Raw genomic sequence first — 26,285 nt, 5'->3', positions numbered from 1 at the left:
CGGGAAATGGACTTATGTGGTCTCACCAATTTCTTATTTAAGAATGTAATACTTAAAGATTAGTTTTGTACCATGGAAAATACCAATACCGGACAGGATTTAGAAGAGCAGGATTTATACGAACATTTTAATATTGTTGTAGACAGAGGACAGTCACCGCTAAGGATTGACAAGTTTTTGATGCAGCGTATGGAAAATGCGTCACGTAACCGGATTCAGAATGCAATCGATGCTGGCAACGTACTCGTTAATCAAAAAACAATTAAAGCCAGCTATAAGATAAAACCATCGGATGAAATTTCCATCGTGTTCCCGCATCCACCAAGAGACACCGAAGTTTATCCTGAGGATATACCGCTGGATATCGTTTATGAAGATGCTGACTTACTTGTAGTAAATAAACCTGCAGGTATGGTAGTTCACCCCGGCTTTAACAACTACACCGGTACACTGGTAAATGCACTTGCTTTTCATTTTGAGCAGCTCCCACAACTTCCTGGAAATGAGGGAAGACCAGGACTGGTGCACCGTATAGATAAAGATACATCAGGATTGTTGCTGATCAGTAAGAATGAAGTAACGATGACTAAGCTTGCTAAACAATTTTTTGATCATAGTATCACCCGTAAGTACCTTGCGCTGGTATGGGGAGATCTGGAAGAAAATGGTACAGTAACAGGCTTTATTGGCCGGAGTGCTAAAAACAGAATTGTAATGGATGTTTATGAGGATGAGGACAAAGGAAAATGGTCTGTAACGCACTATACTGTATTAGAAAGACTGGGTTATGTTACCTTAATTAGCTGCCAGTTGGAAACCGGACGCACCCATCAGATCCGTGCACATATGCAGCATATTCACCATCCATTATTCAGTGATGCAAATTATGGCGGCGACAAAATATTAAAGGGTACGACATTTGCGAAGTATAAACAGTTTGTACAAAATTGCTTCGATTTAATGCCAAGACAGGCTCTTCATGCACAAACTTTAGGATTTATTCACCCAACTACTAAAGAATATATGGAATTTGAAGCACCTTTGCCATCCGATTTTGAAGCGGTGCTTCATAAATGGAGAAACTATATCGTACAGGCTTAATATTACATGCAGCAATTTATTTTATACAACGACGAATTTATGACGGCAGACCAGCCTGTAATCAGTAGCCAGAACAGGGCTTTTAAATACGGGGATGGTTTGTTTGAATCGATGAAGATGTATAATGGAAAGCTGATGTTTGCTGAGCAGCATGCTGATCGGCTGCGTGCCGGAATGACAGCCTTAAAGATGGAAGGCGGAGCACTGATGGATGAATACTTTTTAAGACAAAAAACTTCAGAACTGGCGAAGAAAAACAAACTTAAGGGTACCTTAAGATTTAGGTTGTCTGTGTACCGGGCAGGTGATGGGCTGTATACTCCAGATACCAATAAGTCCGGATATCTGCTGGAATGTTCAACATTACCTGAAGATGGCTATGAGCTTAATAAACGCGGGCTCATTATCGATGTATATGATGATATAGCAAAGCCGGTAAATAAGCTATCAAATTACAAAACCAGCAGTGCGCTTATTTACGTGCTGGCAGGTCTTTTTAAAAAACAACAGCGGTTAGATGATGCTTTCCTGCTAAATCAACATGGCTTCCTTTGCGAAAGCATCAGCTCTAATATTTTTGTTGTGTACGACAAGCAAATCTATACGCCAGCATTGTCTGAAGGCTGCGTAGGCGGTGTGATGCGTAATGTAGTAATGCACACTGCCAGAACCAACGGGATCAACATTGTTGAGGCACAGCTGAATCCCGAAGTCCTTAAAGAAGCCGAAGAAGTATTTATTACGAATGCTATAGGTGGGATCCGGTGGATCATGGGTTATGGTAAAAAACGTTACTTTAACGAAGTATCCAAGCAGTTAAGTGCATTGCTCAACGCCAGTATCTAGAAACGCATTCCCCGTAAGAGATCGCCAACAGGCATTCTCTTTTTCCCTTCCAGTTGTACATCGGTCAGATTTAACAACCCATCTGCTGCGGCATACTTAAGGTATGTTTTCCCATCGGTAAGATAAGTTCCAACAGCAATTTCTGGCGGAGTGTTTTCCAGTTCTGCCTTAAATATTTTTAGGGTTTTGTCTTGTAAATGGGTGTATGCCGTTGGATAAGGACTTAATCCGCGGATCAGGTTATGAATGTTCTGTGCAGGCTCATTCCAGTTCACTTCGCCAAACTCCTTGAAAAGTTTCGGCGCATGTTTGGTTTCAGCGGTACTTTGTTGCGGTTTTTCGGTATAAGTTCCGGTTTCAATAGATTTTACGGTCTCAACAAGCAATGTAGCCCCTGTCTCCATAAGCCTATCATGTAGTTCACCAGCAGTTTCATCTGGTCCGATACTTACTTTTGCAGATTGGATAATATCACCTGTGTCTATTTCATGAGTCAGAAAAAAGGTGGTTACGCCACTTTCAGTTTCCCCATTGATAATTGCGTGATTGATTGGTGCCGCACCTCTGTAATCAGGTAACAATGATCCATGCAGGTTAATCGTTCCTTTTGCAGGCATTGCCCAAACCACTTCTGGTAACATCCTGAAAGCAACTACAACCTGTAACTCTGCCCCCAGTTCCCTGAGCTCTTCAATAAATTCGGGCGCTTTGAGTTTGAGGGGCTGTAGTACTTTAAGATGGTGTGCTACAGCGAATTTCTTAACGGCACTTTCGTTGATCTTCTGTCCACGTCCGGCAGGTTTATCAGCTGCTGTAACCACTCCAACAATATCAAATCCGGCACTCAGCAATGCAGCTAAAGAAGCAACAGCGAAATCCGGGGTACCCATAAAAACTATTTTCATTTACAAGTGTTAAGTTCCAAAAATCACGCAATACAGATTCTAAAACCTGCCTTGCAAGAAGCAAAAATAACGAAAATAATATGGTTGACGCGAGGGAAGAGATTAAATCAAGTGGTTTGGTGTATAGCAGTGATAGTGCGCCTGGGATTTACAGGAAAGGAAAGCCGGGTAAGTTTCATTATGTGGACCGTGATGGCAAGCGTATCCATGACGAAGAGCTGTTAGGAAGAATCAAGGCTTTGGTGTTGCCGCCTGCCTGGACGGAGGTTTGGATAGCGCCTAAAAAAAATGCCTACCTCCAGGCCACGGGATTAGATGTAGCAGGGAGGAAACAATACAGGTACCATCCTAAATGGACATCCCGAAGGTCAGAAAGTAAATACTTTAGACTTCTTGAGTTCGGAAAAGCACTTCCGGCAGCGAGAAAACGTTTAGCAAAAGATCTTCGACGTAAGGACTTTGATGAACAAAAGGTACTGGCGATATGCGTTCAGGTGATGCAGAAGACATTGATCCGTGTTGGAAATGAGGCCTACAAAAATTTATATGGAAGTTACGGTCTGAGTACCCTTCGCGATAAGCACGCGAAGATAAACGGCAATTCGCTCACCCTAAGTTTTGTGGGTAAAAAAGGTGTAAAACAGGAGGTGACCTTAAATGATAAAACGCTAACTGCCCTGGTCAAAAAGAGTCGCGATATTCCAGGGCAGGAGCTCTTTCAGTACTATACTCATGGAAAGGAGCACCGCTCTGTAGATTCCGGCCAGATTAACAATTACATCCGCGAGATCACCGGCTGTGATTTTACTGCAAAAGATTTCCGGACCTGGGGTGGTACGCTGGAAGCACTGCGTCAACTCGCAAGATGCTGCAGCGATCCGCAAGAAGTAAAGGCTAAAAAGAAAGTCATCGTTGAAGTGCTGGATTGTGTTGCCAGTAAGCTCGGCAACACACGCGCGGTATGCAAGAGCTCATATGTATATCCCCTGCTACTCGAGGCCTTTGAAAACGACCAGCTAGGGAAATATCTTAAGCAGATACACACGGAAAAACCCGAGACTACAAAAGCGATGGAAAATGATGAAAAAGTACTGATGAAATTTCTTAGGTCAGCACAGAAAAAGGCTAAGATTTAGGCGGCGTCTTCACTGGATTAACTGGCTGCTCCTCAATTTCACGTTTCTTTGCAGGGTTTTTAAAGTCAGCCTCTTCCTCATTGTAGTCTTTGTCTTCTGTTTTTTTTACAGCATGATCGCCTGACGGTACTTTTCCTTTAGGCGTCTCTTCCTGAAAATTGCTACTCGGTTTTTCGTTTTTGTCTTTATGTGCAGTATTCATAATGCTCAGTTAAGGATATAACAGGTATTTCTTACGCATGGTCTTATATTTACTTAGCCCAGGTTCCCAACTTGCTCTGATTTCTTTTTCAGATTTTCCAGCAATGATCTGCTCTTTGAAGTCAGACACACCAATTAGTTTATCAATGTTGTTCATCTGCTTACTGAGTTTGAAGTTAAAGAAGTCAGCTTTATTCGGGTAAGCCTGATACAATTCAATCATCCATTGAAGGTGTAACGCTTTTTCCTTCCTAATGTTTGCAATATCATAATTTCTAAGGTCCAGGCCATAACATAAACTATCCATATAAAGGGGCGTTTCTGCCATCCCTTTGATGCTTTTAGGTGTGTAGGAGAAACTGTATTTACCTTTTAATGCAGGAGACCCGAGTATGGTAAAAGGAAATAATGTACCGCGACCGTGATTTAAATAGGTTCCTTCAAATAAGCACAAGGTAGGGTAAAGCATAATCGATTGCTGAGTGTTAAGATTGGGAGAAGGTTTAACTGGCAATACATAGGGCATGTCGTGGGTGTAATTCGCAATCTTAATGATCTTAATTTTACATTTCACCTTTCCCTTTAGCCAACCTTCACCGTTCAGCATCTGTGCATATTCAGCAACCGTTAATCCGTGTACCACGGGAATAGGTTGCAAACCAATTCCCGATGCCAGTTTCGGATCGAGGATCGGCCCATCAATATAAAATCCGTTGGGATTTGGCCTATCCAGGATCAGTACTTCTTTGTTGTTCTCAGCACAGGCTTCCATCACATGTTGCAGTGTATTGATATACGTGTAAAAACGAACACCCACATCCTGAATATCAAAAACAATCAGATCCAAGTCTGCCAGATCCGCTGTTGTAGGCTTTTGATGTTTGCCATATAGGGAAACGGCTTTAATGCCTGTTTTTGCATCTACAGCATCATCAACAGAAATTCCAGCACTGGCATCGCCCCTAAATCCATGTTCAGGTCCAAATATCTTCGTGATTTTTACCCCAACTTTGAGTAAGCTGTCTACTACAGTCTGTTTGCCAATTACTGAGGTAGGGTTTACAACCATACCAATCCTTTTTCCCTTAAGATAAGGTAAGTAACTTTCTGTTTGCTCAGCTCCGGTACGGATTTTTGATGGGGCAATTTTGCTGGTAACGGCTTTTTCCGGAAACACTGTAGCTGTCGTTGGTGTTGTATGGTTTCCACAGGCACTGAGTGCTGCTGTGATTAGGCCAAAGTGGAGTGCAAAGACTAGGGTCGCTTTCATTAAGGGCTTTTTTTAATAGTGTACACTAAATCAAAATCTTATTAGCATTTTTGCTAAGGTAATATTTATTGCAAAAATTTGAATACAGAATATTTCATCGCGCAGCGAATAGCTATTAAATCAGAACGGACTTTTTCTAAACTGATTGTACGTATTGCCATTTCAGGGGTCATGTTAAGTCTGGCAGTAATGATGCTGTCGGTAGCAATAATCAAAGGTTTTAAGACCGAAATTCAGGAAAAGGTACGTGGCTATGTTGGAGATATCCGGATTTTTAAACTCGATTTAAATAACTCCTTTGAACTTTCCCCATTTATACCAGATGCTGAGACCTACCAGGATCTCCAAAAGAACAAGGACATCGTTTACTGCGTTCCGTACGCAACTAAGCCAGCTATTATCTCTGCCAACAATGAAGTAGAGGGAATCAATTTCAAAGGTGTTGATAAGACCTACAACTGGGATTACCTGAATAAACATCTGGTAAGTGGCAAAATCCTGGATTTTACAGACCCAGTAAAGTCGCTGTCAGAAATCATGATCTCTCAGTATACTGCCAATCGGCTGAAGCTCAAAATTGGAGATGATTTCATTATGCATTTTTTGATGCAGGATGCCACAGAGCCGCCGAGACCCAGAAAATTCAAGATTGTTGGTATTTATGCCATCGGTGTAGATGAAGTAGATAAAAGTTTCGTGATTGGAGATCTTAATATCATAAGACGCCTGAATAAATGGTCGCCGGAGCAAATCGGCGGATTGGAAATCCGCATTAAAAATTTCGCTAAGCTGTCGCAGGTAAATGACGGCATCATCCGTAAACTGGAAATAAAGCTTAAAGCGGAAAGCGTTGTCGACTATTTTCCTAACATTTTCACGTGGTTATCATTATTGGATGTAAACACAAAAGTGTTGTTGGTTCTCATGATGATTGTGGGTGTTATCAATATGATTACTGCATTACTGATTATTATTTTAGAGCGAACCAATATGATTGGAATGCTTAAAGCTTTTGGTATGACCAACCTCAGTATCATGAAGGTGTTCTTATACAATGCGATGTATTTGGTAGGTTTTGGGCTGTTACTCGGAAATATTTTGGGATTAGGGTTGGGCTTCTTTCAAAAGGTTACCCATATTTTCCGGCTTGATCAGGCATCGTATTACCTGTCATATGTCCCGATAGAGTTTCACCTTCAGGATGTACTGTTCCTAAATATAGCCACATTATTAATTTGCCTGCTGGTATTAATCATCCCTTCATTGCTGGTGAGCAAAGTATCCCCGCTAAAAGCAATTCGTTTTAAATAAAAGAAGCCCATCAAATTTGGTTTGATGGGCTTCTTTTAAATTCGGCTGATTACTTTGCGTTTTTAACGTACTTATCTAGCCAGGTATTCATTTCCCACAACATGTGCAGCAGATTCTCTTTACCGCGGTAACTGTGTGCTTCGTAAGGAAGGAATACAAAACGGGTAGTTCCACCAAATCCCTTGATTGCTGCAAACAGTCGCTCAGAGTTGATTGGGAAAGTTCCAGGATTGTCGTCAGAATCTCCGTGGATTAATAGTAACGGGGTTTTAATTTTATTGGCATAGCTGAACGGACTCATTTCGTAGTATAATTTAGGGTCATCCCAATACGTACGCTCCTCGTTTTGAAATCCAAATGGGGTAAGGGTTCTGTTATATGCACCACTACGTGCCAAACCGGCTTTAAATAAGTTAGTGTGGGCAAGGAGATTTGCAGTCATAAATGCACCATAGCTATGTCCGCCTACTGCCATTCTATTTCTGTCGCCAACACCAAGATCAGATAATTTATTGATCGCTGCTTCAGCATTCAGCTGCAACTGCTCTACAAAAGTATCGTTTGGTTTTTTACCTTCTTTGGCTACGATAGGCATCTCGGCATTGTCAAGTACCGCATATCCCTGAGTTACCCAGAAAATCGGTGAAGCCCAGCTGATTGTAGTAAAACGGTCTTTTGATCCCCTGATTTGTGCTGCATCTGCTGCAGAGTTAAACTCACGTGGATACGCCCAGATTAAAGTAGGTAGCGGGCCATCTTTCACTTTATTGTATCCTTTAGGTAAATACAAGTCGCCGGTAAGATCTACACCGTCAGCTCTTTTGTAAGATATCTTTTCTTTGATTACGCCTTCCAGCTGAGGATATGGATTGCTGAAGTTAGTGATCGGCTGGTCCGCAATCCTTAACATCAGGTTTTTAAGGTAATAGTTAGGAACGTTTTTTTGAGATTCCTTTCTGGTTACCAGCACTAGTTTATTTGGATCAAGAACGTCAACTACATACTCGTATGTACCTTCGGCGCTGCGCCAGATAATCTCATTTTTCTTGGTGTTGAGGTCAAACTTTGCTAGAAAAGGCAAATCACCTCTATCAGAAGCACCAGTCGTATTATTCATCAGGAGCTTAGTGCCATTATCAATTGTCTCGATAACATACTCTCCATATTTATTTTTTTTAGTAACTGGATTTCCTGGGAAATTATAAGCATCGGTTTGATTACGTTCATACAACGTCTCCATTACTCCGGTGCTTGGGTTAAGCTTGCTGAGTTTTGTTGTTTGTTTGCTGCGGAGACCCTCAGAAACAAGCGCTAAATTCGCATCGCCCCACTGTACTCCTCTGTAACGTGTTTGTGTTTTAAATAATTCTTTTGGCTGTCCGGTAAATGGAGCATTGAGTGAATAAACAGCATCATGGAAAGGTACTTGTTTTTTGATCAATCCGCTATCCAGGGGCTTTGACCAGGTTAAAGTTGCGGGCTCATCATCACGCCAGTCAAATCCACGTTCAACATTCTGAGTGTTGTCATAACCAGAAGGCGTTCCTTCCGAAGACGGCAGTTGAGCTACTTCTTTAAGAACTTTTCCTGTTCTGTCGGTTATCGTAATCGTTGATGGAAATCCTCCTGCCGATACCAGATAAGAGAACGGTTTCCTGATCACACGTGTTAACAAGTAAGTTTTATCTGGCGACGGTCTCACAGAAGTATAAATCGCTGGTTTTCCAATTGGTGTCTCTACGCCGCTTTTGTTGGAAATTAGTTGTGAAGTGGCGAAAAATTCGAACAGCTGCTCGTCAAATGGCGATTTAATCAAATCCTGATAGGTGACACTTGGTGACGCTTTGCCTAGATTCTGTTGTACAGTTGGCCCTTTTGGCATTAAAGGTTTTGCTGGTGCCAGTGCTGCAGATTTAGTAGCTACGCGATACAACATCGTATTATTGTCTAACCAGGTTATACCGCCCCCTAACAGTGCGTTAAGTGGTTGTTTGTTCATCTTCGTAGTTTTTCCTGTAGCAATATCAATCACATACAGGTCCACGCTTTTTTGTGTTGTATTGGTGAAAGCAATCTTGTTTTCTGCCGGACTCCAGCTTACATTACCGGCAAGCAGGGGAACGGGTAGTCCTGTAATCGACAGCGCTTTTCCAGTTTTAATATTCTTCAAAGTGAAGTTGTTAATGAACGATTGCCTGCTTAAAGAATAATTGTTAGGATTGATGCGCATTCCGGCAATCCTGTATTCCGGCATAGCAAGTTCTTCGACCGAAGGATATGAATTACGATCGATCAGCAACATCCATTCTGCTTTACTGTCAATACTTACTGAAGGCGTGGCTTTAGCCAGTAATAAATCTGCCATAGCCTGTGGAGGCGTCTGGTAATTTATTGCATCCTGTGCGTACATGCTTAAGGATGAACCAATAAGAAAAAGATTTAGTAGTAGTTTTTTCATTTTGTTGGGTATTATTTAGGTTGAGTAAACTTACACATACTTGCGATTAAAGTGCAAAATCGACCATCAAAATGTTGATACATAAGCGAACTTTAGGATATGGTTTTAGGTAATACGCCATAGTGGCATTATTTACTGAGGTTAAATGTGTAAATTTGCAGATCAACAAAACAGAAGCAGCGTGTCATTAGATAAATTAAAACTCAGCAAGGCCCTGGTCATTTCCATGACCGACGCCGGATATTTAAGTCCAAAGGAAATTCAGGCACGTACGATGTCCAGGATTCTTGGCGGGCAGGATATTATTGCTGTTGCACCCGAAGGTGCCGGTAAAACGACAACTTATGTGCTGGGCATGCTGATGCGCTTAAAATACACGAAAGATGATGCGCCAAAAGTACTTATTCTGGTTGCAGATCAGGCCCGCGGTGAAGCTGTAATTGAGCAGTTCGTTTCGCTGAGTAAAAATAGAGATCTGAACATTATGGGCTTGCTTGGTACAGGTGGACTTGATGCTGAAGTAAGTGAACTGGCATTGGGTGTAGATATTGTTGTTGCTACGCCAACTCGTGCAAGGGCAGTTTATCTTAAGCTAGGTCTTAATCTCAGTAAGCTGCAGACTTTTATTGTTGATGATGCTGCATTAATTGTTAAACAGGGTATGCAGCTACCAGTTGCAGAACTAGCCAGAAGCGCAGGTAAGTGTCAGCATCTGATCTTTACCGAAGTGGTGCATGAGAAGCTGTATAAAATGACCGATCAGTTTTTAAATTTCCCTACGCTAATAGAAGTAGAAGATTTTGGTCCTGAAAAAACAGAGATCGTAACACAGTTACTTTACCTGGTGCCAAATTACCAAACAAAAGTGAACTTATTACGCACACTACTTCGTGATGATGAAGTATTCGATAAGGTAGTCGTATTCATAAATACGAGATTGGCAGCACAGAAACTTGCTAAAAGTCTTGAGTCACCCAAAGTAGGCGAATATTCGATGCTAAGACCACTCCATTTTGATGAGAATGGCTTTGATGACTTTGAGGATTTCAAGGCGACACCCGAAGCAAGGGTGTTGGTTGTATCTAATGAAGGTACCGGACCATTGGATCTTGATGGTATTCCTTTTCTAGTCCATTTTGAAGTGCCAGAAGCTAAAGAAGAGTTTTTAGCGCGGATTGTTAAAAGAAATGATGATGAAGTTGTTTCCTTAACTTTCGCTACAGACATGGAGTTGCTACAAGTAAGAAAGATCGAACAATCCATTGGTCAAAAACTTGAGATTGCTGAACTTCCCGCAGATGTTCTTGTTGAGCGTTCAAGCAAACCTAAAGGGCTCGATAAAAATCGAATTGTCAAAGAAAGCGACGGCCCTTCTGGTGGTGGTGCCTATCACGAAAAAAAGGAAAGCAATAGCAAAGACTATAACTATGGCATCGGCCAAAAGGCTAAGATGACCATGAAGAAAAAGCATAGTTAAAGTTTTTTTGCTTCGTTCCAGTAAATGTCCATTTCTGCTAGCGTCATATCCTGTAAAGCCTTTCCGCTTTCCTGCGCCTTGCTTTCCAGATACTGGAAACGCTTGATGAATTTTTTATTGGTTTTTTCCAGGGCATTTTCAGGGTTGATATTGATAAAGCGCGCGTAGTTGATCAGTGAGAATAGCAAATCGCCAAATTCTGATTCCGCTTTTTCGACATCAATAGCGCTATTTTCAACAACATTAAATTCATCCTTAAATTCCTGAAGCTCTTCTTCAACCTTTTCCCATACCTGGGTTTTGTCTTCCCAATCAAAACCAATTCCTCTTGCTTTTTCCTGAATCCGACTTGCCTTTACCAACGCGGGAAGGGATGCCGGAACACCACCTAGGACTGACTTATTACCCTCCTTAAGTTTAATCTTTTCCCAGTTTCGTTTCACATCTTCTTCGTTCTGTACATCTACATCTCCATAAATATGGGGATGCCTGTTAATCAACTTTTCGCACACACCATTAAGCACGTCGAGAATATCAAAAGCACCTTGTTCTTCTGCAATACGCGCATAAAATACAAGATGCATCATAACATCGCCAAGTTCTTTTTTAATCTCCTGCATATCGCCTTCCATGATGGCATCAGAAAGCTCATAAGTTTCTTCAATGCTGAGATGTCTTAAACTTTCCATGGTTTGTTTCTTGTCCCAGGGACATTCTGTACGCAACGTATTGAGTACAGTTAGTAGCCTGGTGAAACCAGTAGCAGCGTCATTGGCAGGAGTAGGGGGGATAAAATTGGGCATATTGCAAGGGTTTTAGCAGGCGCAAATTAACGTAATTTATTCCCGTTCCTCTAATTTTATCTTTTTTGTAATCCGGTAAACCCTGCGCTTTTTTGCTGCATTGTGCTCTTCACCCAATAGGATTCCCCAGGGCTTTAAAGGATCTACACGATCGAAGATGATCTTTAGCATAGCCAGGTAAGGGATACAAAGAAACATACCCGAGATGCCCCAGATCATTTCGCCAACTACAATGCCTATAAACGCAAACAATGCATTGATCTTAACTTTCGAGCCTACAACAAGTGGCATGAGGATATTACCATCCAAGGCATGCACACCGATGAACGCGACAAGTACTAATAAAACTTTAGCCCCTGTTGCAGTAGCAAAAGTAATCAGGATGCTGATCAAGAGTGCCGTAAAGATGCCCAGGTAAGGAATTAGATTGAAAATTCCAGCAATAAGGCCAAGTAATACAGCATATTTTATACCCAATACGGAAAGAATCGTGATCATAAGTATGGTCACGATCAACATCTGAAGGAATAAACCAATGATGTATTTTTTGATGATATGTTGAATCTGACTTAGAATTTCCGCAACCTTTTCTGTGTGTTCCTCGGCAAAAACAGAGGTTAGAAACCTATATAATATCCTTCTGTAATTGAGCAGGAAGAAGGTGAATAAAAGGATAAACCCTAAAAAAAGAAAGGTAGAAGATACGGTAAGTAATGTGGCGCCAACTACCGTAGCACTTTTTGCCAGGGCGCCGGCAGCGCTTTCATTAAGGTAGTTTAGCTGTTTCTGCGTATTAATATGGAAAGTACGGGAGATATATGTTTGTGCTTCATGAAAGGAGTTCGTCACCTGAACTTTTAACAATGGCCAGTCGTTCCAAAGATCGCTCAGCTGATTAGCAAAAAAATAAATAATACCACTGATCACACTGATCATAATTACTACCGAAATTATTGACGCTATAGCTCTTTTAAAACGCCATTTATTCTCCATAAAATTTGCCATGGGCAGTAGGAGTAGAGCGAGCAGGAAAGAAGCGAGAAATGGTGCCAGTAGAGTCTGACCCAGTATAGCAATATATACCAGAGCGATCAGTGAGATGAGCACCATGGTAAGCTTGGTGATAAATGGTAGTGATATTTCTTTCATAATGTAGCCCTAATAAGATGGATTTCCTAGATAGACAAATGCCCTGCCAGTTTAGATGGCAGGGTATTTAAAGCTACAAAATTAATTGAACCCTAGGATGCACTTGCATCGTCAAGTATATCGATGTCATCATTGCTGAGTTTTAGGCTCGCTGCTGCCACCAGATCTTTCAGTTGTGACGTGCTCGTTACGCTGGCAATTGGGGCCGTAATTGACGGGCGTGCAATCAGCCAGGCGATAGCCACACTCGCAGGCGTAGCATTATATTGCTCGGAAACTTCGTCCAAAGCTTTTAAAATTTTAAATCCCCTTTCATTTAAGAAGTCTTTTACACCGCCTCCACGCTGACTTTTATTCAGGTCGGCCTCAGACCGGTATTTGCCGGTTAAGAATCCGCTGGCTAACGCGTAATAATTGATCACGCCAATTTGATTATCCAACACAATCTGCTCAAAGTCCTGCTCAAATTTAGCTCTGTTGTAAAGGTTGTACTCAGGCTGGTATACCTGATATTTTGGGAGACTTAGTTTTTTGCTGGTTTCTAAAGATTCAACAAGGCGTTCTTTGGAGAAGTTCGACGCGCCGATCCACCGAACTTTTCCAGCTTTAATCAGCTCGTCATATGCTTCAAGTGTTTCCTGTACAGGTGTTGTCTCATCATCGAAATGAGAAAAATAAAGATCAATGTAATCTGTTTGCAGTCGCTGTAAAGATGCATCTACAGCTTTTAGTATATACGCCTTCTTTAGACTTTTACCATCACCCATATCTGAACCTACCTTCGTGGATAGAATGATATCCTTACGGTTATTTCTATCTTTCATCCATTTACCAATGATAGTTTCTGACTCTCCACCTTGATTGCCCGGTTTCCAGCGCGAATACACATCTGCGGTATCTATAAAATTAAATCCTGATCCTACAAAAGCATCGAGGATTTCAAATGATGTCTTTTCGTCAATTGTCCATCCGAATACGTTACCTCCGAATGTTATCGGAGAAACCATAAGGTCACTATTTCCTAATTTTCTATAATCCATATGAAATTTGTAAATAAGCTACGCCCCAAGTGGCGCGAGGTTCTAACAAATGGATGGTGCACCCGGTTTTGTGTACCAGGTATTTTGATATTAATTGACAGTTTGTCTACAATTTTGTGGCGCGCAGCATTTCGCGTTTTCCCGGGGCACCAGGTAATTTCTCGATGCTAAATCCGAAACTTTTAAGTGCGCGTTTAAGGTGACCGGTAATTGCATAAGTGACAAATATTCCACCGGGAATTAAAAGTGATGCAGCATGTCCGATAACCTCTTCTGTCCACATCTCTGGTTGATGCCGCACTGAGAAAGCATCGTAATATAAAAGATTATAGCGCTCAAGTGGTTTGAATTCCTGAAGACTGGTATGGACGACCTTTAGGGATTGATTTGGAAGCAGCTCCAATTCCCGATTGATACATTCCGGGTAACTGGCAGCCAGAGCCTGCCAGATCTCAGGAGCAACATATTTGTCGTATCCAGTACTTTGAAATTCTTCTTTAGTCAGGGGAAATACTTCCAGCGATATATAATTTACACGCAATTTTTCCTTAACAGCATAATCCAATGTCAGGATAAAATTCAATCCTGTTCCGAATCCGACCTCTAACACTGATAATTCCTGATCGCCGAATTTCGCTGCGGCAGCTTTTAGTCCGGCATCGATAAATACATGCAGACTTTCCTGTAACGCCCCATGCGTAGAATGGTAGTGTTCACCAATAGTTTCGTTATATAACGTGTTGGAGCCGTCGGCAGTAAGGATAATTTTATTCATTTCTGTCAAAATTAAACTAAAGCTGCTTAAATTTAACATTTAAAAACCTGAATATGGATATTGAAATGTTCCGCACCTTTTGCCTGGGTTTACCGGGTACCACTGAAGATTTGAAATGGGGAGAACATTTGTGCTTTTTAATCCACGAAAAAATTTATGTGATTGCATCACTTGATGAAGGAACAATCTCCTTTAAGTGCGAGCCCGAGGAGTTCAATGATCTCGTTGCAAGAGATGGTATTCGACAGGCTGCGCATTTTGCAAAAGGGCAGTGGATAACACTTCAGGATATTGAAGTAGTGACCGACCGCGAACTGAAGGTGCTTATTACCCGTTCAAGGGAATTGGTACTCGCGAAATTGCCTAAGAAATTACAAGCACTTTACCTGCCTGATATCACATAAAATGATGTTGAAGTACATTTTTTAGCAGGGGTAACAGGAATAGCTTTGTTGCAAATAAACGAAGTTATTATGAAAAGGTTAATCGTATTGGCGACCCTTCTGGTTGCCGGAATGCAAGTATTTAGTCAGACTGCAAACACCACAGAACAATGGAGAATCAGGCTACGCGGTGTAGCCGTAATACCACAGGAAAGTGCAACGATAGGTGTTATCGGGGGAGATGCGAAGATCTCGAACTCTTTTATACCTGAATTGGATTTCACGTATTTCTTCAACCGTCATTTCGCGGCGGAGTTGATTTTGGGTACAACGCGACATAAAGTTAGTACTGCAGGCTCAAATTTGAGTGCCATAGGTGGCCCGGGGTCCGCTGATGTAAATTTAGGGAAGGTATGGTTGCTTCCGCCAACATTGACGTTCCAATACCATATGCCAATAGGAAAATTCAATCCTTATTTAGGTGCCGGTGTTAATTACACGATATTCTATAGCGCCGATGCTGGACCAACGGTAAAAGAAGTGTCTTATAAAGATAAATTTGCTTTCGCTGCACAAGCTGGTTTTGACTTTGATATTGCGAAAAACGTTTTTTTGAATATTGATCTGAAAAAGATCTTTCTAAATACTACAGCCACAGTGGATGCTTCCAATCTAACACCTGGAACAAATCCGTCACTCGCACCTGTATTGAGCAATATCCAGGCTGATGTTAAAATTAAACCATGGCTACTTGGAGTTGGGGTAGGTTATAAATTTTAGTTAGCAAATAGTCTGGAATTTTCACATCTTAGGCCTCGTGAAAAACGGGGCTTATAATGTATCAGAATTTTAGAAATACTGCAGTAGTATTATTGCTTGTCATCATCTGTTCATGTAAAAAACAAGTTGAACAGTCAGAAAAAAAGGTCCTTATTCTCGGTAATAGCATGACAATCCATGCGCCCAATGCTGAAATCGGCTGGTATGGCAATTGGGGAATGGCTGCAAGTTCAAAAGATAAAGATTATGTCCACGTGCTGGAAGCAAGACTCGGAATGCCGGTGATACCTGTAAATATCTCCGCATGGGAGGGGAATCATAAAACATTTGATTTGTCAACTCTTGATTCTTATCTAAACCAGAATCCGTTTGTTGTTGTGATACGCCTGGGTGAAAATGTACAGGATTTGAGTGGTCTGAACACATCACTATATCAAATGATAGACTATATACAAGTTAAACTTCCCAAGTCTAAAATATTAATTACCGGTACTTTCTGGAATAATATACCAGTAAACATTGTCCTCGCACAGGTTGCTAAGCAACACAACATTCCTTTTGTAAAACTTTCGCAGCTGGATATTACTGAAAACGTATCTTTCCTAGGGGCCACAGTAATGTCTGTTGACGGCACTCCCTACAAAATAACTAATCAGGCTGTAGCCGGTCATCCCGGAGATCTAGGAATGGAAAGGATGGCAAATGAGATTTACTTGGGCATAGAGTCAATGATGCAACAGGCAATTAGTCGGTAAACAATTGCACAAAAAAACGGCCTTGAAAATTCATTCAAGGCCGTTTTTTTGTGCTTAATTAAGATTACCACATGCGGATTCTATCCTCTGGTTTCTTGTATAGTTTATCACCAGGTTTCACATCAAACGCTTTATACCATGCGTCCATATTTACCGGAGCACCGATCGTTCTGAATTCTCCCGGAGAGTGTGGATCTGTTTTGATCAGTTGAGCAGCACTTTCAGGAAGGATATTTCCTCTCCAAACTTGTGCCCAAGACAGGAAGAAACGTTGATCAGGAGTAAATCCGTCAATTTTGGTGTTCGACTGACCTTGTTTAGTCATTTTGAAGGCAGTATATGCAGCGTTCAAACCACCTAGGTCACCGATGTTTTCACCCATTGTCAGTTTACCAATTACATGCACAGTATCTAATACGGTATACGCATCAAATTGCTCACCTAACGCTTTTGTTTTTGCATCAAATTTAGCGCGGTCTTCTGCTGTCCACCAATTTTTAAGGTTACCGTCTTTGTCGTACTGACTTCCTGAATCATCAAAACCATGTGACATTTCGTGACCAATCACAGCACCAATACCACCATAATTTACAGCATCATCGGCGTTTGGTGCAAAGAAAGGAAACTGTAAGATCCCAGCAGGGAATACGATTTCGTTCATTGTCGGGCTGTAGTATGCATTTACAGTAGGAGGCGTCATACCAAAGCGTGTACGGTCAACAGGTTTGCCCAATTGGTCTAACATTTCTGTATAGCCCCATGCACCTACATTACGCAGATTTTGGAAATACGTATCACGATTAATTACTAAGCCATCATAGTTTTTCCACTTATCAGGATATCCGATTTTAGGTAAGAACGCGTGTAGCTTAGCTAACGCCTTTTCCTTAGTCTCAGGACTCATCCATTCTAATCCCTTAATACGGATTTCGAATGCTGCACGCAGGTTGGTAATCAACTCTGTCATCCTTGCTTTCGCCTCTGGTTTAAAATATTTGGCAACATACAACTGGCCAAGCAACTCACCAATTGCGCCGTCAGTCAATGACGACATTCTCTGCCATCTTGGAGTCTGCACACGCTGACCTGTTTGTGCCTGATTGAATGCAAAGCTTGCTTTAACAAAAGGAGAACTTAAGTTAGATGCAGAACCTTTCAATAAATTCCACTCCAGATATGTTTTCCAATCTGCTACAGGAATGCTTTTGAGCATGCCGTCAAGGCTTACAAAGAATTTTGGTGAAGATACCAGCACAGTATCTTGCCCGTTTACTTTAAATTTAGGGAACAAAACTGCCCAATTTAAATCTGGTGTCGTTTTGCTGAATTCTGCAACAGCAAACTTGTTATAGGTTTTGTATGGATCACGCATTTCCAGACGGCTCATTTGCGCCTCTGCAAATTGTTTCTCGATGCCCATTACAGTCGCAGCTTTTTGTTTTGCGGCATCTGGTGTACTTCCCGTCAGACTAAATAATGTAGTCATATAGGTCAAATAAGCCTCGCGAATTTTTACTGAACGCGCATCATCTTTCAAATAGTAATCACGGTCTGGCAATGTTGTACCACCCTGACCTAAAGAAGGAAGATATTTATTTACGTTCTTTCTATCCTGCGTAATACCGAATCCGAACATCGGGCCACCAATGCCTGACGTACGCATATAGATTACCTGATCTACCACCTGAGGGATAGTCTGAATCTGACTGATTTTTTCCAGATCTGCTTTGATTGGCGTATACCCTAGTTTTTCGATAGTTAAGCTATCCATCGCAGCAGCGTAAAAATCGCCCACTCTGCGTTTTACTGAACCTGCAGGAGCAGATTTGTCAGCTGCGGCTTCCTCTACAAGGCCTTTTACAGCGTTGATATTGAAGTCGCGTAATTCGTTAAAGCTTCCCCAGCGGGTTTCTTTAGCCGGAACTGGATTGTTTTTAACCCAATTTCCACTGGCGTACCTGTAGAAATCGTCGCCTGGTTTAACAGTAAGATCCATGTTGGCAGGATCGATTAATTTTTTTGGAACCTGGGCGTTTGCCGAGAAGCTTGCCGCTACCACACCCAAGAGTGCGAAATAGCTTTTGAGCTGTTGAAGTTTCATCATGATTTAGTTTTCTTCAAATTTAGTTAGTCATTTGCCAAAGGCAATAAAGACTGAAATTAATAAAATTGAATTAAACTATGCCAATGTCTAATGAAAATATTACTTATTGAACCAGTAGTAGATTCTGGTTAATCCCAGTCTTCTCATCACAATGTTTGAAAACGTAAATACCTTGATCGATTTCATTCCTCTTTTGATTTACTATACACTATTAACATATTTTAACACTTTTTATTGTGACTGTTCAAAACATTATGTTATAAGTCTTCCTGGAGTTGCGTTAGCAGATTTTCTGGTGAGGTCTGGAGTTTATCTGGCATAAGTTTCAGCTAAACAGAAGAATAAGTCTCTTTATAAAACTACGGCAGCTGGCGCTGAATTTTCCTCATAGATTATGTCTTTTTTCTTCTTATTTTTGTATTTCATCTGATATTTCCAAATTCTACAATGAGCATTTCCACTAAATACGATCCTACTACAACTGAAGATAAATGGTATAGTTACTGGCTTTCAAAAAAGTTCTTTCATTCTGAGCCTGATGAACGTGAGCCTTACACAATTGTGATTCCTCCGCCAAACGTAACAGGAGTCCTCCATATGGGGCACATGTTAAATAACACCATTCAGGATGTATTGATCCGTAAAGCGCGGATGCAAGGTAAAAATGCATGCTGGGTTCCCGGAACTGATCACGCTTCCATAGCTACCGAAGCCAAAGTTGTGGCCATGCTAAAAGAACGGGGAATCAGCAAAAAGGATCTGAGCAGGGAGGAATTCCTAAGCTACGCCTGGGAATGGAAAGAGAAATACGGTGGTATCATCCTTGATCAGCTGAAGAAACTTGGTGCCAGTTGCGATTGGGATAGAACACGGTTCACCATGGAAGAGGATCTTTCGGATGCGGTTATTGATACCTTTATCCACCTGTATAAAAAAGGCTGGATCTATCGTGGTATTCGCATGGTTAACTGGGATCCTGCAGGTAAAACTGCTGTGTCTGATGAAGAGGTAATCCGTAAGGAAGTAAATCAGAAGTTATACTATATTAAATATGCTGTTTCAGGTACCGATGGTGCGGAAATGTTAACCATTGCAACCACACGCCCTGAGACTATTATGGCCGATGCGGCCATCTGTGTGAATCCTAATGATGAGCGCTATACCCATCTAAAAGGCAAAAAGGTGTTTGTTCCACTGATCAACAGGGAGATCCCGATTATAGAAGATGAATATGTGACCATGGATTTCGGTACAGGCTGCCTGAAAGTTACACCGGCACATGATTTAAATGACTACGAGCTTGGCGTAAAGCATAAGCTTCCGGTGATCGATATCCTTAATGATGACGGTACATTAAATGAATTGGCTGTGATACTTGTTGGTGAAGATCGTTTTGTAGCACGTAAAAAAATTGCCGTGCTCCTCGATGAAGCCGGTCACCTGGATCACGTAGAAGACTATAAATCACAAGTTGGATTCTCTGAGCGTACGGATGCTGCTATTGAGCCGAAACTCTCCCTGCAATGGTTCTGCAAAATGGATGAACTGGCAAAACCCGCGCTTGCAGATGTATTGAATGGAGATGTAAACCTGATTCCTGAGAAATTTGGTAATACCTACCGTCACTGGATGGAGAACGTTAAAGATTGGTGTATCAGCAGGCAGCTGTGGTGGGGACAGCGTATTCCCGCATGGTACGACCATGAAGGGAACTGGGTAGTTGCCAAAACCCAGGATGATGCACTTGATGCATTCCTGAAACTAAAAGATATTGATGGTACTTTCACTGCCGAGGAGGCCGCAGGATTTAAACACCAGCTTTTGCCTTTTATCAGGCAAGATGAAGATGTAATGGATACCTGGTTCAGTTCATGGCTATGGCCGATTTCTGTGTTTGATGGCTTTAAAAATCCTGACAACAAAGACATCAATTATTACTATCCAACAAATGACCTCGTTACAGCACCAGAAATTCTATTCTTCTGGGTGGCACGGATGATCATGGCTGGACATGAGTTTATGGGCAAAAAGCCATTTACTAATGTTTACCTAACCGGTATTGTAAGGGATAAATTGGGTCGGAAAATGTCCAAGTCTCTTGGTAACTCGCCCGATCCAATTGGTCTGATTGAGAAATATGGCGCAGATGGGGTACGTGTAGGGATGCTTTTTAGCTCTCCGGCAGGCAACGACCTGATGTTTGATGAAAGTTATTGTGAACAAGGACGCAATTTTGCCAATAAAATATGGAACGCTTTCCGTCTGGTTAAGGGTTGGGAGGTTGATGAAACTCTGGAAAATCCAAATGCACAGGCCATAGCCTGGTTCGATAATAAATTTAATGAGGCCCTTGCCGAAATTGAAGATAACTTTAAACAATACCGTTTGTCAGAAGCGATTATCAGTACTTATAAATTAGTGTGGGATGACTTCTGTGCCTGGTATCTTGAAATGGTTAAGCCTGTTTATCAACACCCGATAGACGCGGCCTCTTACAAAGCAACATTAGCTTTCTTTGAGCGTATCCTGACCTTACTACATCCATTTATGCCTTTTATCACTGAAGAGATCTGGCACGATGAGGTTTTCGGCGAAAAGGGAGAAATGGACTGTATTATTATTGCCGACTATCCGGTGATAGGAGCTACGGATCCTGTTATCCTCAAGGAAGTTGAAACGGTGAAAGTTGTTGTTGCAGAAATTCGTAACATCAGAAATCTGAAACAGATTTCGCCTAAAGAAGCGTTGCCGCTACAAATAAAAGTAAACTCTGGCCTTGACTACGAAAAATGGTTAAACATCATCTTTAAACTGGCAAATGTAAGTGAGGTTGAATTTGTAAATGATAAAGTTGCTGGCGCTGCAGGATTCATGGTTGGTAATGATGAGTTTTTTGTTCAGTTAAACGAAAGTGTAGATGTTGATGCCGAGCGTGAACGCTTGACTACCGAATTGCACTATTTGCAAGGATTTTTGAAATCTGTTGATGCAAAGTTAAACAATGAGCGCTTTGTACGAAATGCTAAAGGTGATGTAGTACAGAATGAGCGTAACAAAAAAGCGGACGCAGAGGCCAAGATTGCTACTATCGAGGATAGCCTAGCGGCACTAAAAGGATAACTTATCTCCTTTCGCATACGATTGTGCTTTAATAAAAAAAGAGATACAATCTGTTCTCAAGCTGAAATCCTTTTCCTGCGGAAAAATATTTCTAGGCTTGTTCACAGACAGTATCTCTTTTTTTGCAAATAGCCTAGGCAAAATGCCAACCGGATTGGTGCAGCTATGTACCGCCAATTCCAAGTTAATGAAAATTAATCGTTTGTCCGGTAATTTTTGCCAGGACATGGACAGCAGTCTTATAAATCTAAGTTGAGCAAATCGCTTTATTCGCCATTGTTTGTAGCCGCAAAAAATTGATGGTGTCTGGGAACAGGCCTAGGAATGTTTTCCGCAGGAAAAGATTCCAGCCTGTGAGCAGATTCCTTCAATTTTGATCCAAAATAAAGCGACTAAAAAACTTAATTTACAATTGCTGATACTCCGGCAAGTGTTCCACAAAAAGAAATGTTTCTTTAACATGGTCTATGTGGGCATAACAGTGCACCAAACCATTGGTAACAACTAGCCATGGCGTTTTGTGTACGGAGTTGTACCTGGCAGCCTGATCAAATACAGCCTGGTTAATCTTTACATGCGGTGCTTTACACTCCACAACCATTATCCTTTGACCGCTTGTGTTAAAAACAACAATGTCAGTCCGTTTTTGGAGCTTATTCAACGTCAAGCCACCTTCGATCTGTATGAGCGAGCGTGGAAATTTTTTGTCTTTGATCAGGTGTTGTATAAAGTGCTGACGCACCCACTCCTCGGGGCTCAGGACAAGGTGCTTTTTCCTCAGCTCATCAAAAATGAAATGCTGATTGTCTTTCAGCGTGATCCTGAAAGGGTGTTCCGGAAGGTTGAGCACTGTAGGCGTAAACTTCATTTGTGCAAAAATAACCTTTAATATTTAGTATTTAGGGTTTACATTTGGATAAAATATGAGTGCATCAGCAATCCTAAAAGATCTTAAGGCCCGAAAGTTCAAGCCCGTTTACTTACTGCACGGTGAGGAACCGTACTATATAGACCAGATTATCCATTATATGGAAGATACTGTGCTAAACGACATGGAAAAAGGATTTAATCAGACTGTGTTATATGGTAAGGATACTGACATGGCCACTATCCTGAATGCCGCTAAACGCTATCCAATGATGTCTGATTATCAGTTGATTGTAATTAAGGAGGCTCAGGATCTGAAGTGGGGTAAAGAAACAGAGGGCAGTAGTAAAGAGGCAGAATTTGTACAGAGTTATTTTGAAAATCCACTGCCGAGTACAATATTGGTACTGGGCTTCAAGTACGCAAATTTTGATAAGCGTAAGCGTATCTTTAAGTCTATCTCTAAGTCGGGAATTGTATTTCAGTCGGATCCCGTACGCGATTATAAACTGGCACAATGGATTGAGGACCTAGTGGCTGAGAAAGGCTACAAGATCGCTCCCCAGGCAGCGGCACTGATGGCAGAATATTTGGGCTCAGACCTTTCCAAAATCTCCAACGAAGTTGAAAAGCTCTTGCTGAACATTACAAAGGAAATAACCATTGATATAGACCTGGTTCAGAAAAATATCGGAATCAGTAAAGAGTATAACGTTTTTGAATTGCAGAAAGCGCTGGCGACAAAAAATGTACTGAAGTGCAATCAAATCATTAATTATTTCGCCGATAATCCTAAAAGTAACCCTATGGTGATGGTAATGGCGAATCTTAACGCTTACTTTTCAAAGGTGCTCAAATATCATTACCTTCAGAATAAACATGATGCAGCAAAAGAACTTGGTGTAAACCCGTTTTTTGTGAAAGATTATGAGATGGCAGCCAGAAATTATAACCTCAACAAGGTTTTTGATATCATCAGGTTGCTTCGCACCTATGATTTGAAAAGCAAAGGAGTAGAAAGCACGGGAAATACGACCGATGGGGAATTATTAAAGGAACTATTATTTAAAATGCTGCACTAATGTAACTGGAAAGTTATAGATTTTACCTTATCTATTTAGGATTGTTAGCTTACATTTAACGCTTCAAGTTAAACCTAAATAAATGAAAAGAAGTTTTATTTTTTCACTGCTTACCATAGCCTCCCTTTCGGCGGTCTATGCGCAAAATCGTCCTACTACACTACCAGCAGGAGGTGATAGTACCCGGAGAGCTCCTGGTGCGGTAAACGCTCCTGCCAGGGCAACCCCTAAACCTTATGCTACTGTAATTACAGATAAAGCGGTAACCCGTCGCGGGATGATCACTACGCATCGTCTGGATGACAAATTTTTCTTTGAGATCGCCGATTCAACACTGGGAAGAGATATCCTGGTAGTAAGTCGTATTTCAAAGGCAGGAGCTGAAGTAAGAGCTGCTTCCGGATATGCCGGCGACCAGATTGGAAGCTCAGTAATCCGTTTCGAAAAAGGTCCCAACAATAGAATTTTTATGCGTAAAGTATCATTCAGAACCTATGGTCCTGATAGTACTACTGCAATGTATCAGAGTTTAAAAAATTCAAACATTCAGGCTATTGCAGCAGCATTTCCTATCGCTGCCTATACCAATGATAAAAAAGGAAGTGTAATCGATATGACTGATTACATCAATTCTGATAATGATATCTTTAACTTCGGATCTCCTGCAGCTAAAACACGCTTCAGACTGGGCGCTCAGCTATCAGACAGAAGCTATATCCTTGGTGTGAGAAGTTTCCCGTTAAACGTGGAAATCAATACTGTAAAAACCTATAGCCTTACTGCTGCACCTTCTCCATTTGGTGGCGCAGCTCCAATGGGAGGCGGTGGTGCATCAGCAGGATCAAATACTGTTGAATTAAATACCTCGTTGGTTATTCTTCCTAAAGTTCCTATGCAGGCGCGCTATTTTGACCCGCGTGTAGGCTATTTCACTGTAGGTTATACCGATTTCGATCTGAATCCTCAGGGAGTAAAAGAACTGGACCTGATCAAACGCTGGAGATTGGAGCCTAAGCCTGCAGACATGGCAAAATACAAAAGAGGGGAACTCGTAGAGCCGATTAAACCAATTGTGTTCTATATTGACCCTGCAACCCCTAAAAAATGGGTGCCATATCTAATGGCTGGCGTAAATGATTGGAAGAAAGCTTTTGAGAAGGCCGGCTTCAAAAACGCAATTATTGCAAAAGAAGCGCCAACAGCAAAACAGGATTCTACCTGGAGTCTGGATGATGCAACACACTCTGCAATCGTTTATAAACCATCTGAAATTTCTAATGCCAGCGGTCCGAGTATCTCAGATCCACGCAGTGGAGAGATTATGGAAAGTCATATCAACTGGTACCATAACGTAATGAAACTGGTGCACGACTGGTATATGATCCAAACTGCAGCAGTTGATCCACGTGCACGTAAAATGACTTTCAGCGATGAGCTGATGGGAGATCTGATCCGTTTCGTATCATCCCACGAAGTGGGCCATACTTTGGGTCTTCGTCACAACTACGGATCAAGTTCAACAGTTCCTGTAGAGAAATTGCGTGATAAAGCTTTTGTAGAAGCAAACGGTCACACACCTTCAATTATGGATTACGCACGTTTCAATTACGTAGCGCAACCTGAAGATAATATTTCAAGTAAAGGTTTGTATCCACGCATCGGTGATTATGATCTTTGGGCTATCCAATGGGGGTACGGCTTGTTGCCAGAATTTAAAACTCCGGCGGCTGAACAGGCTACCTTAAACAAGATGACAGTTGAAAAACTGAAAAACCACCGTCTGTGGTTCGGTACTGAAACAAATCCTGATGATCCACGTTCTCAGAACGAAGATTTAGGAGATAACGCTATGGTAGCAAGTACCTACGGTATCAAAAACCTGAAAGTGATTTTGGCTAAATTGCCGGAATGGACTAAGAGTGCCAACGAAGGTTATGATGACCTTACCAATATGTACGGACAACTTACAGGTCAGTTTTCAAGATATATGGGGCATGTTGCTAAAAACGTGGGCGGTATCTATGAAACCCCTAAAACCGTAGAAGAAGCGGGAACAATCTATCAGAGAACACCAGCAGCTACGCAAAAAGAAGCGATGACGTTTCTTGATCAGAATCTGTTTACTACGCCAAAATGGTTGTTAAATCAGACTATTCTGGATAACACAGGATTGGATGCCCTTGAAGTGGTAAACAAACTCCAAACACCTATAATCAATCGTCTGTTAAGCGTAGGTACATTAACTAAGTTGGTTTCTGCTGAAGCTACAGATGGAGCGCCTGCCTATAAAATCACTGACCTGTTCTCAGACTTGCAAGGTTCTGTATTCTCTGAACTGAAAAGCGGTCAGGCTATCGATGTATACCGTCGTAATTTGCAGAAAGCTTATGTGGCAAGATTGATTACTATCCTAAAACCAGTTGCTGTTTCTACAGGTGCTGCAATTCAGGTAGGTAGAGGCGGAGCTGTAAACAGCGGAGAACTTACTGCCACTCAAAGTGACGTATTATCAGTTGTTAAAGCACAATTAAAAGATCTTGATACTGCAATCAAATCTGCAACGCCTCAGGCTACAGGTTTAAGTAAGTATCACTTACAGGATCTTTCAGAGCGTATAGAAACCGCACTGGATCCTAAAGGATAATTTTAAACTTTTGTTATTTAAAGGGGATATCGCTGAGATATCCCCTTTTTTTGTTTGCTTATTTTTAGCGTAATTTGC

At 41.4% G+C, this 26,285-nt stretch carries 21 protein-coding genes; 11 read left to right on the top strand and 10 right to left on the bottom strand.

The genetic code is table 11. The annotated features are described in order from the left end of the window. Positions 1 to 72 precede the first annotated feature (72 nt). Positions 73 to 1,101 (top strand): RluA family pseudouridine synthase, encoded by a 1,029-nt coding sequence (locus CLV32_RS05760; RefSeq protein WP_133553284.1) that lies wholly within the window; start codon positions 73 to 75, stop codon positions 1,099 to 1,101. A 6-nt stretch (positions 1,102 to 1,107) separates the two neighbouring features. Beyond that, a complete protein-coding gene (locus tag CLV32_RS05755; protein ID WP_133553282.1) occupies positions 1,108 to 1,947 on the top strand; it encodes an aminotransferase class IV in 840 nt (279 codons plus the stop codon). On the opposite strand, the gene fmt is transcribed toward CLV32_RS05755, so the two are convergent. Then, on the bottom strand, positions 1,944 to 2,852 hold the full coding sequence (gene fmt, locus CLV32_RS05750; protein WP_133553280.1) for a methionyl-tRNA formyltransferase: 909 nt from the start codon (positions 2,850 to 2,852) through the stop codon (positions 1,944 to 1,946). The two genes, CLV32_RS05755 and fmt, sit on opposite strands and share 4 nt — an antisense overlap. Before the next feature lie 80 nt (positions 2,853 to 2,932). Here fmt and CLV32_RS05745 point away from each other — a divergent pair, with 80 nt between their 5' ends. Beyond that, entirely contained in the window at positions 2,933 to 3,988 is a 1,056-nt protein-coding gene (locus CLV32_RS05745; RefSeq protein WP_133553278.1) for a DNA topoisomerase IB, read from the top strand. Here CLV32_RS05745 and CLV32_RS05740 read toward each other — a convergent pair. Together CLV32_RS05740 and CLV32_RS05735 are read right to left on the bottom strand one after the other, a co-directional pair. Beyond that, a complete protein-coding gene (locus CLV32_RS05740; RefSeq protein WP_133553276.1) occupies positions 3,978 to 4,190 on the bottom strand; it encodes a hypothetical protein in 213 nt (70 codons plus the stop codon). The two genes, CLV32_RS05745 and CLV32_RS05740, sit on opposite strands and share 11 nt — an antisense overlap. 9 nt (positions 4,191 to 4,199) lie before the next feature. After that, a complete protein-coding gene (locus tag CLV32_RS05735; protein WP_133553274.1) occupies positions 4,200 to 5,459 on the bottom strand; it encodes an exo-beta-N-acetylmuramidase NamZ family protein in 1,260 nt (419 codons plus the stop codon). A gap of 78 nt (positions 5,460 to 5,537) precedes the next feature. Here CLV32_RS05735 and CLV32_RS05730 point away from each other — a divergent pair, with 78 nt between their 5' ends. Next, complete coding sequence (locus CLV32_RS05730; protein ID WP_133553272.1) at positions 5,538 to 6,770, top strand: ABC transporter permease; 1,233 nt, start codon at positions 5,538 to 5,540, stop codon at positions 6,768 to 6,770. A gap of 49 nt (positions 6,771 to 6,819) precedes the next feature. Here the strand turns inward: CLV32_RS05730 and CLV32_RS05725 are convergent, their stop codons facing one another. Then, positions 6,820 to 9,228, bottom strand: a complete 2,409-nt coding sequence (locus CLV32_RS05725; protein WP_133553270.1) for an alpha/beta hydrolase family protein — start codon at positions 9,226 to 9,228, stop codon at positions 6,820 to 6,822. 145 nt (positions 9,229 to 9,373) lie between these two features. On the opposite strand from CLV32_RS05725, the gene CLV32_RS05720 reads away from it, so the two are divergent. Beyond that, positions 9,374 to 10,705 (top strand): DEAD/DEAH box helicase, encoded by a 1,332-nt coding sequence (locus tag CLV32_RS05720; protein WP_243732242.1) that lies wholly within the window; start codon positions 9,374 to 9,376, stop codon positions 10,703 to 10,705. Here CLV32_RS05720 and mazG read toward each other — a convergent pair. The 4 genes from mazG to mnmD all read right to left on the bottom strand — a co-directional run bounded on the left by mazG (position 10,702) and on the right by mnmD (position 14,472). Beyond that, the gene (mazG, locus tag CLV32_RS05715; protein WP_133553268.1) at positions 10,702 to 11,508 is read right to left on the bottom strand and encodes a nucleoside triphosphate pyrophosphohydrolase; all 807 of its coding nucleotides are present in this window, start codon (positions 11,506 to 11,508) and stop codon (positions 10,702 to 10,704) included. The two genes, CLV32_RS05720 and mazG, sit on opposite strands and share 4 nt — an antisense overlap. Positions 11,509 to 11,544: 36 nt before the next feature. Beyond that, complete coding sequence (locus CLV32_RS05710; protein WP_133553265.1) at positions 11,545 to 12,657, bottom strand: AI-2E family transporter; 1,113 nt, start codon at positions 12,655 to 12,657, stop codon at positions 11,545 to 11,547. A 92-nt stretch (positions 12,658 to 12,749) separates the two neighbouring features. Beyond that, complete coding sequence (locus CLV32_RS05705; protein WP_133553263.1) at positions 12,750 to 13,697, bottom strand: aldo/keto reductase; 948 nt, start codon at positions 13,695 to 13,697, stop codon at positions 12,750 to 12,752. Positions 13,698 to 13,803: 106 nt separating this feature from the next. Then, entirely contained in the window at positions 13,804 to 14,472 is a 669-nt protein-coding gene (gene mnmD, locus CLV32_RS05700; protein ID WP_133553261.1) for a tRNA (5-methylaminomethyl-2-thiouridine)(34)-methyltransferase MnmD, read from the bottom strand. A 53-nt stretch (positions 14,473 to 14,525) separates the two neighbouring features. Here mnmD and CLV32_RS05695 point away from each other — a divergent pair, with 53 nt between their 5' ends. The 3 genes from CLV32_RS05695 (at position 14,526) to CLV32_RS05685 (ending at position 16,390) form a co-directional block, all read left to right on the top strand. Continuing rightward, positions 14,526 to 14,876: an MmcQ/YjbR family DNA-binding protein gene (locus CLV32_RS05695; protein ID WP_133553259.1), complete on the top strand. Its 351-nt coding sequence runs from the start codon at positions 14,526 to 14,528 to the stop codon at positions 14,874 to 14,876. A gap of 69 nt (positions 14,877 to 14,945) precedes the next feature. After that, positions 14,946 to 15,635, top strand: coding sequence for an OmpW/AlkL family protein (locus tag CLV32_RS05690; protein ID WP_133553257.1), 690 nt, complete (start codon positions 14,946 to 14,948; stop codon positions 15,633 to 15,635). 56 nt (positions 15,636 to 15,691) lie between these two features. Further along, positions 15,692 to 16,390 (top strand): SGNH/GDSL hydrolase family protein, encoded by a 699-nt coding sequence (locus CLV32_RS05685; protein WP_133553254.1) that lies wholly within the window; start codon positions 15,692 to 15,694, stop codon positions 16,388 to 16,390. Between the two features lie 64 nt (positions 16,391 to 16,454). Here the strand turns inward: CLV32_RS05685 and CLV32_RS05680 are convergent, their stop codons facing one another. Next, positions 16,455 to 18,491 carry a M13 family metallopeptidase gene (locus tag CLV32_RS05680; protein ID WP_133553556.1) on the bottom strand — a complete coding sequence of 679 codons (2,037 nt, stop codon included), beginning with the start codon at positions 18,489 to 18,491 and terminating at the stop codon, positions 16,455 to 16,457. A gap of 450 nt (positions 18,492 to 18,941) precedes the next feature. Here CLV32_RS05680 and CLV32_RS05675 point away from each other — a divergent pair, with 450 nt between their 5' ends. Next, entirely contained in the window at positions 18,942 to 21,614 is a 2,673-nt protein-coding gene (locus CLV32_RS05675; protein WP_133553252.1) for a valine--tRNA ligase, read from the top strand. Positions 21,615 to 22,020: 406 nt separating this feature from the next. Here the strand turns inward: CLV32_RS05675 and CLV32_RS05670 are convergent, their stop codons facing one another. Next, positions 22,021 to 22,482, bottom strand: coding sequence for a type I restriction enzyme HsdR N-terminal domain-containing protein (locus CLV32_RS05670; RefSeq protein ID WP_133553250.1), 462 nt, complete (start codon positions 22,480 to 22,482; stop codon positions 22,021 to 22,023). Positions 22,483 to 22,537: 55 nt separating this feature from the next. Between CLV32_RS05670 and holA the strand changes: the two genes are divergently transcribed. Beyond that, positions 22,538 to 23,563: a DNA polymerase III subunit delta gene (holA, locus tag CLV32_RS05665; RefSeq protein WP_133553248.1), complete on the top strand. Its 1,026-nt coding sequence runs from the start codon at positions 22,538 to 22,540 to the stop codon at positions 23,561 to 23,563. Between the two features lie 82 nt (positions 23,564 to 23,645). Next, positions 23,646 to 26,207 (top strand): zinc-dependent metalloprotease, encoded by a 2,562-nt coding sequence (locus tag CLV32_RS05660; protein WP_133553246.1) that lies wholly within the window; start codon positions 23,646 to 23,648, stop codon positions 26,205 to 26,207. Positions 26,208 to 26,285 lie beyond the last annotated feature (78 nt).

Origin of the sequence: Pedobacter duraquae (genome assembly GCF_004362245.1) — a bacterium.
Classification (GTDB): Bacteria; Bacteroidota; Bacteroidia; order Sphingobacteriales; family Sphingobacteriaceae; genus Pedobacter; species Pedobacter duraquae.
The sequence above is the reverse complement of the archived record's forward strand: the minus strand, read 5'-3'. Positions and strand labels throughout refer to the sequence as shown.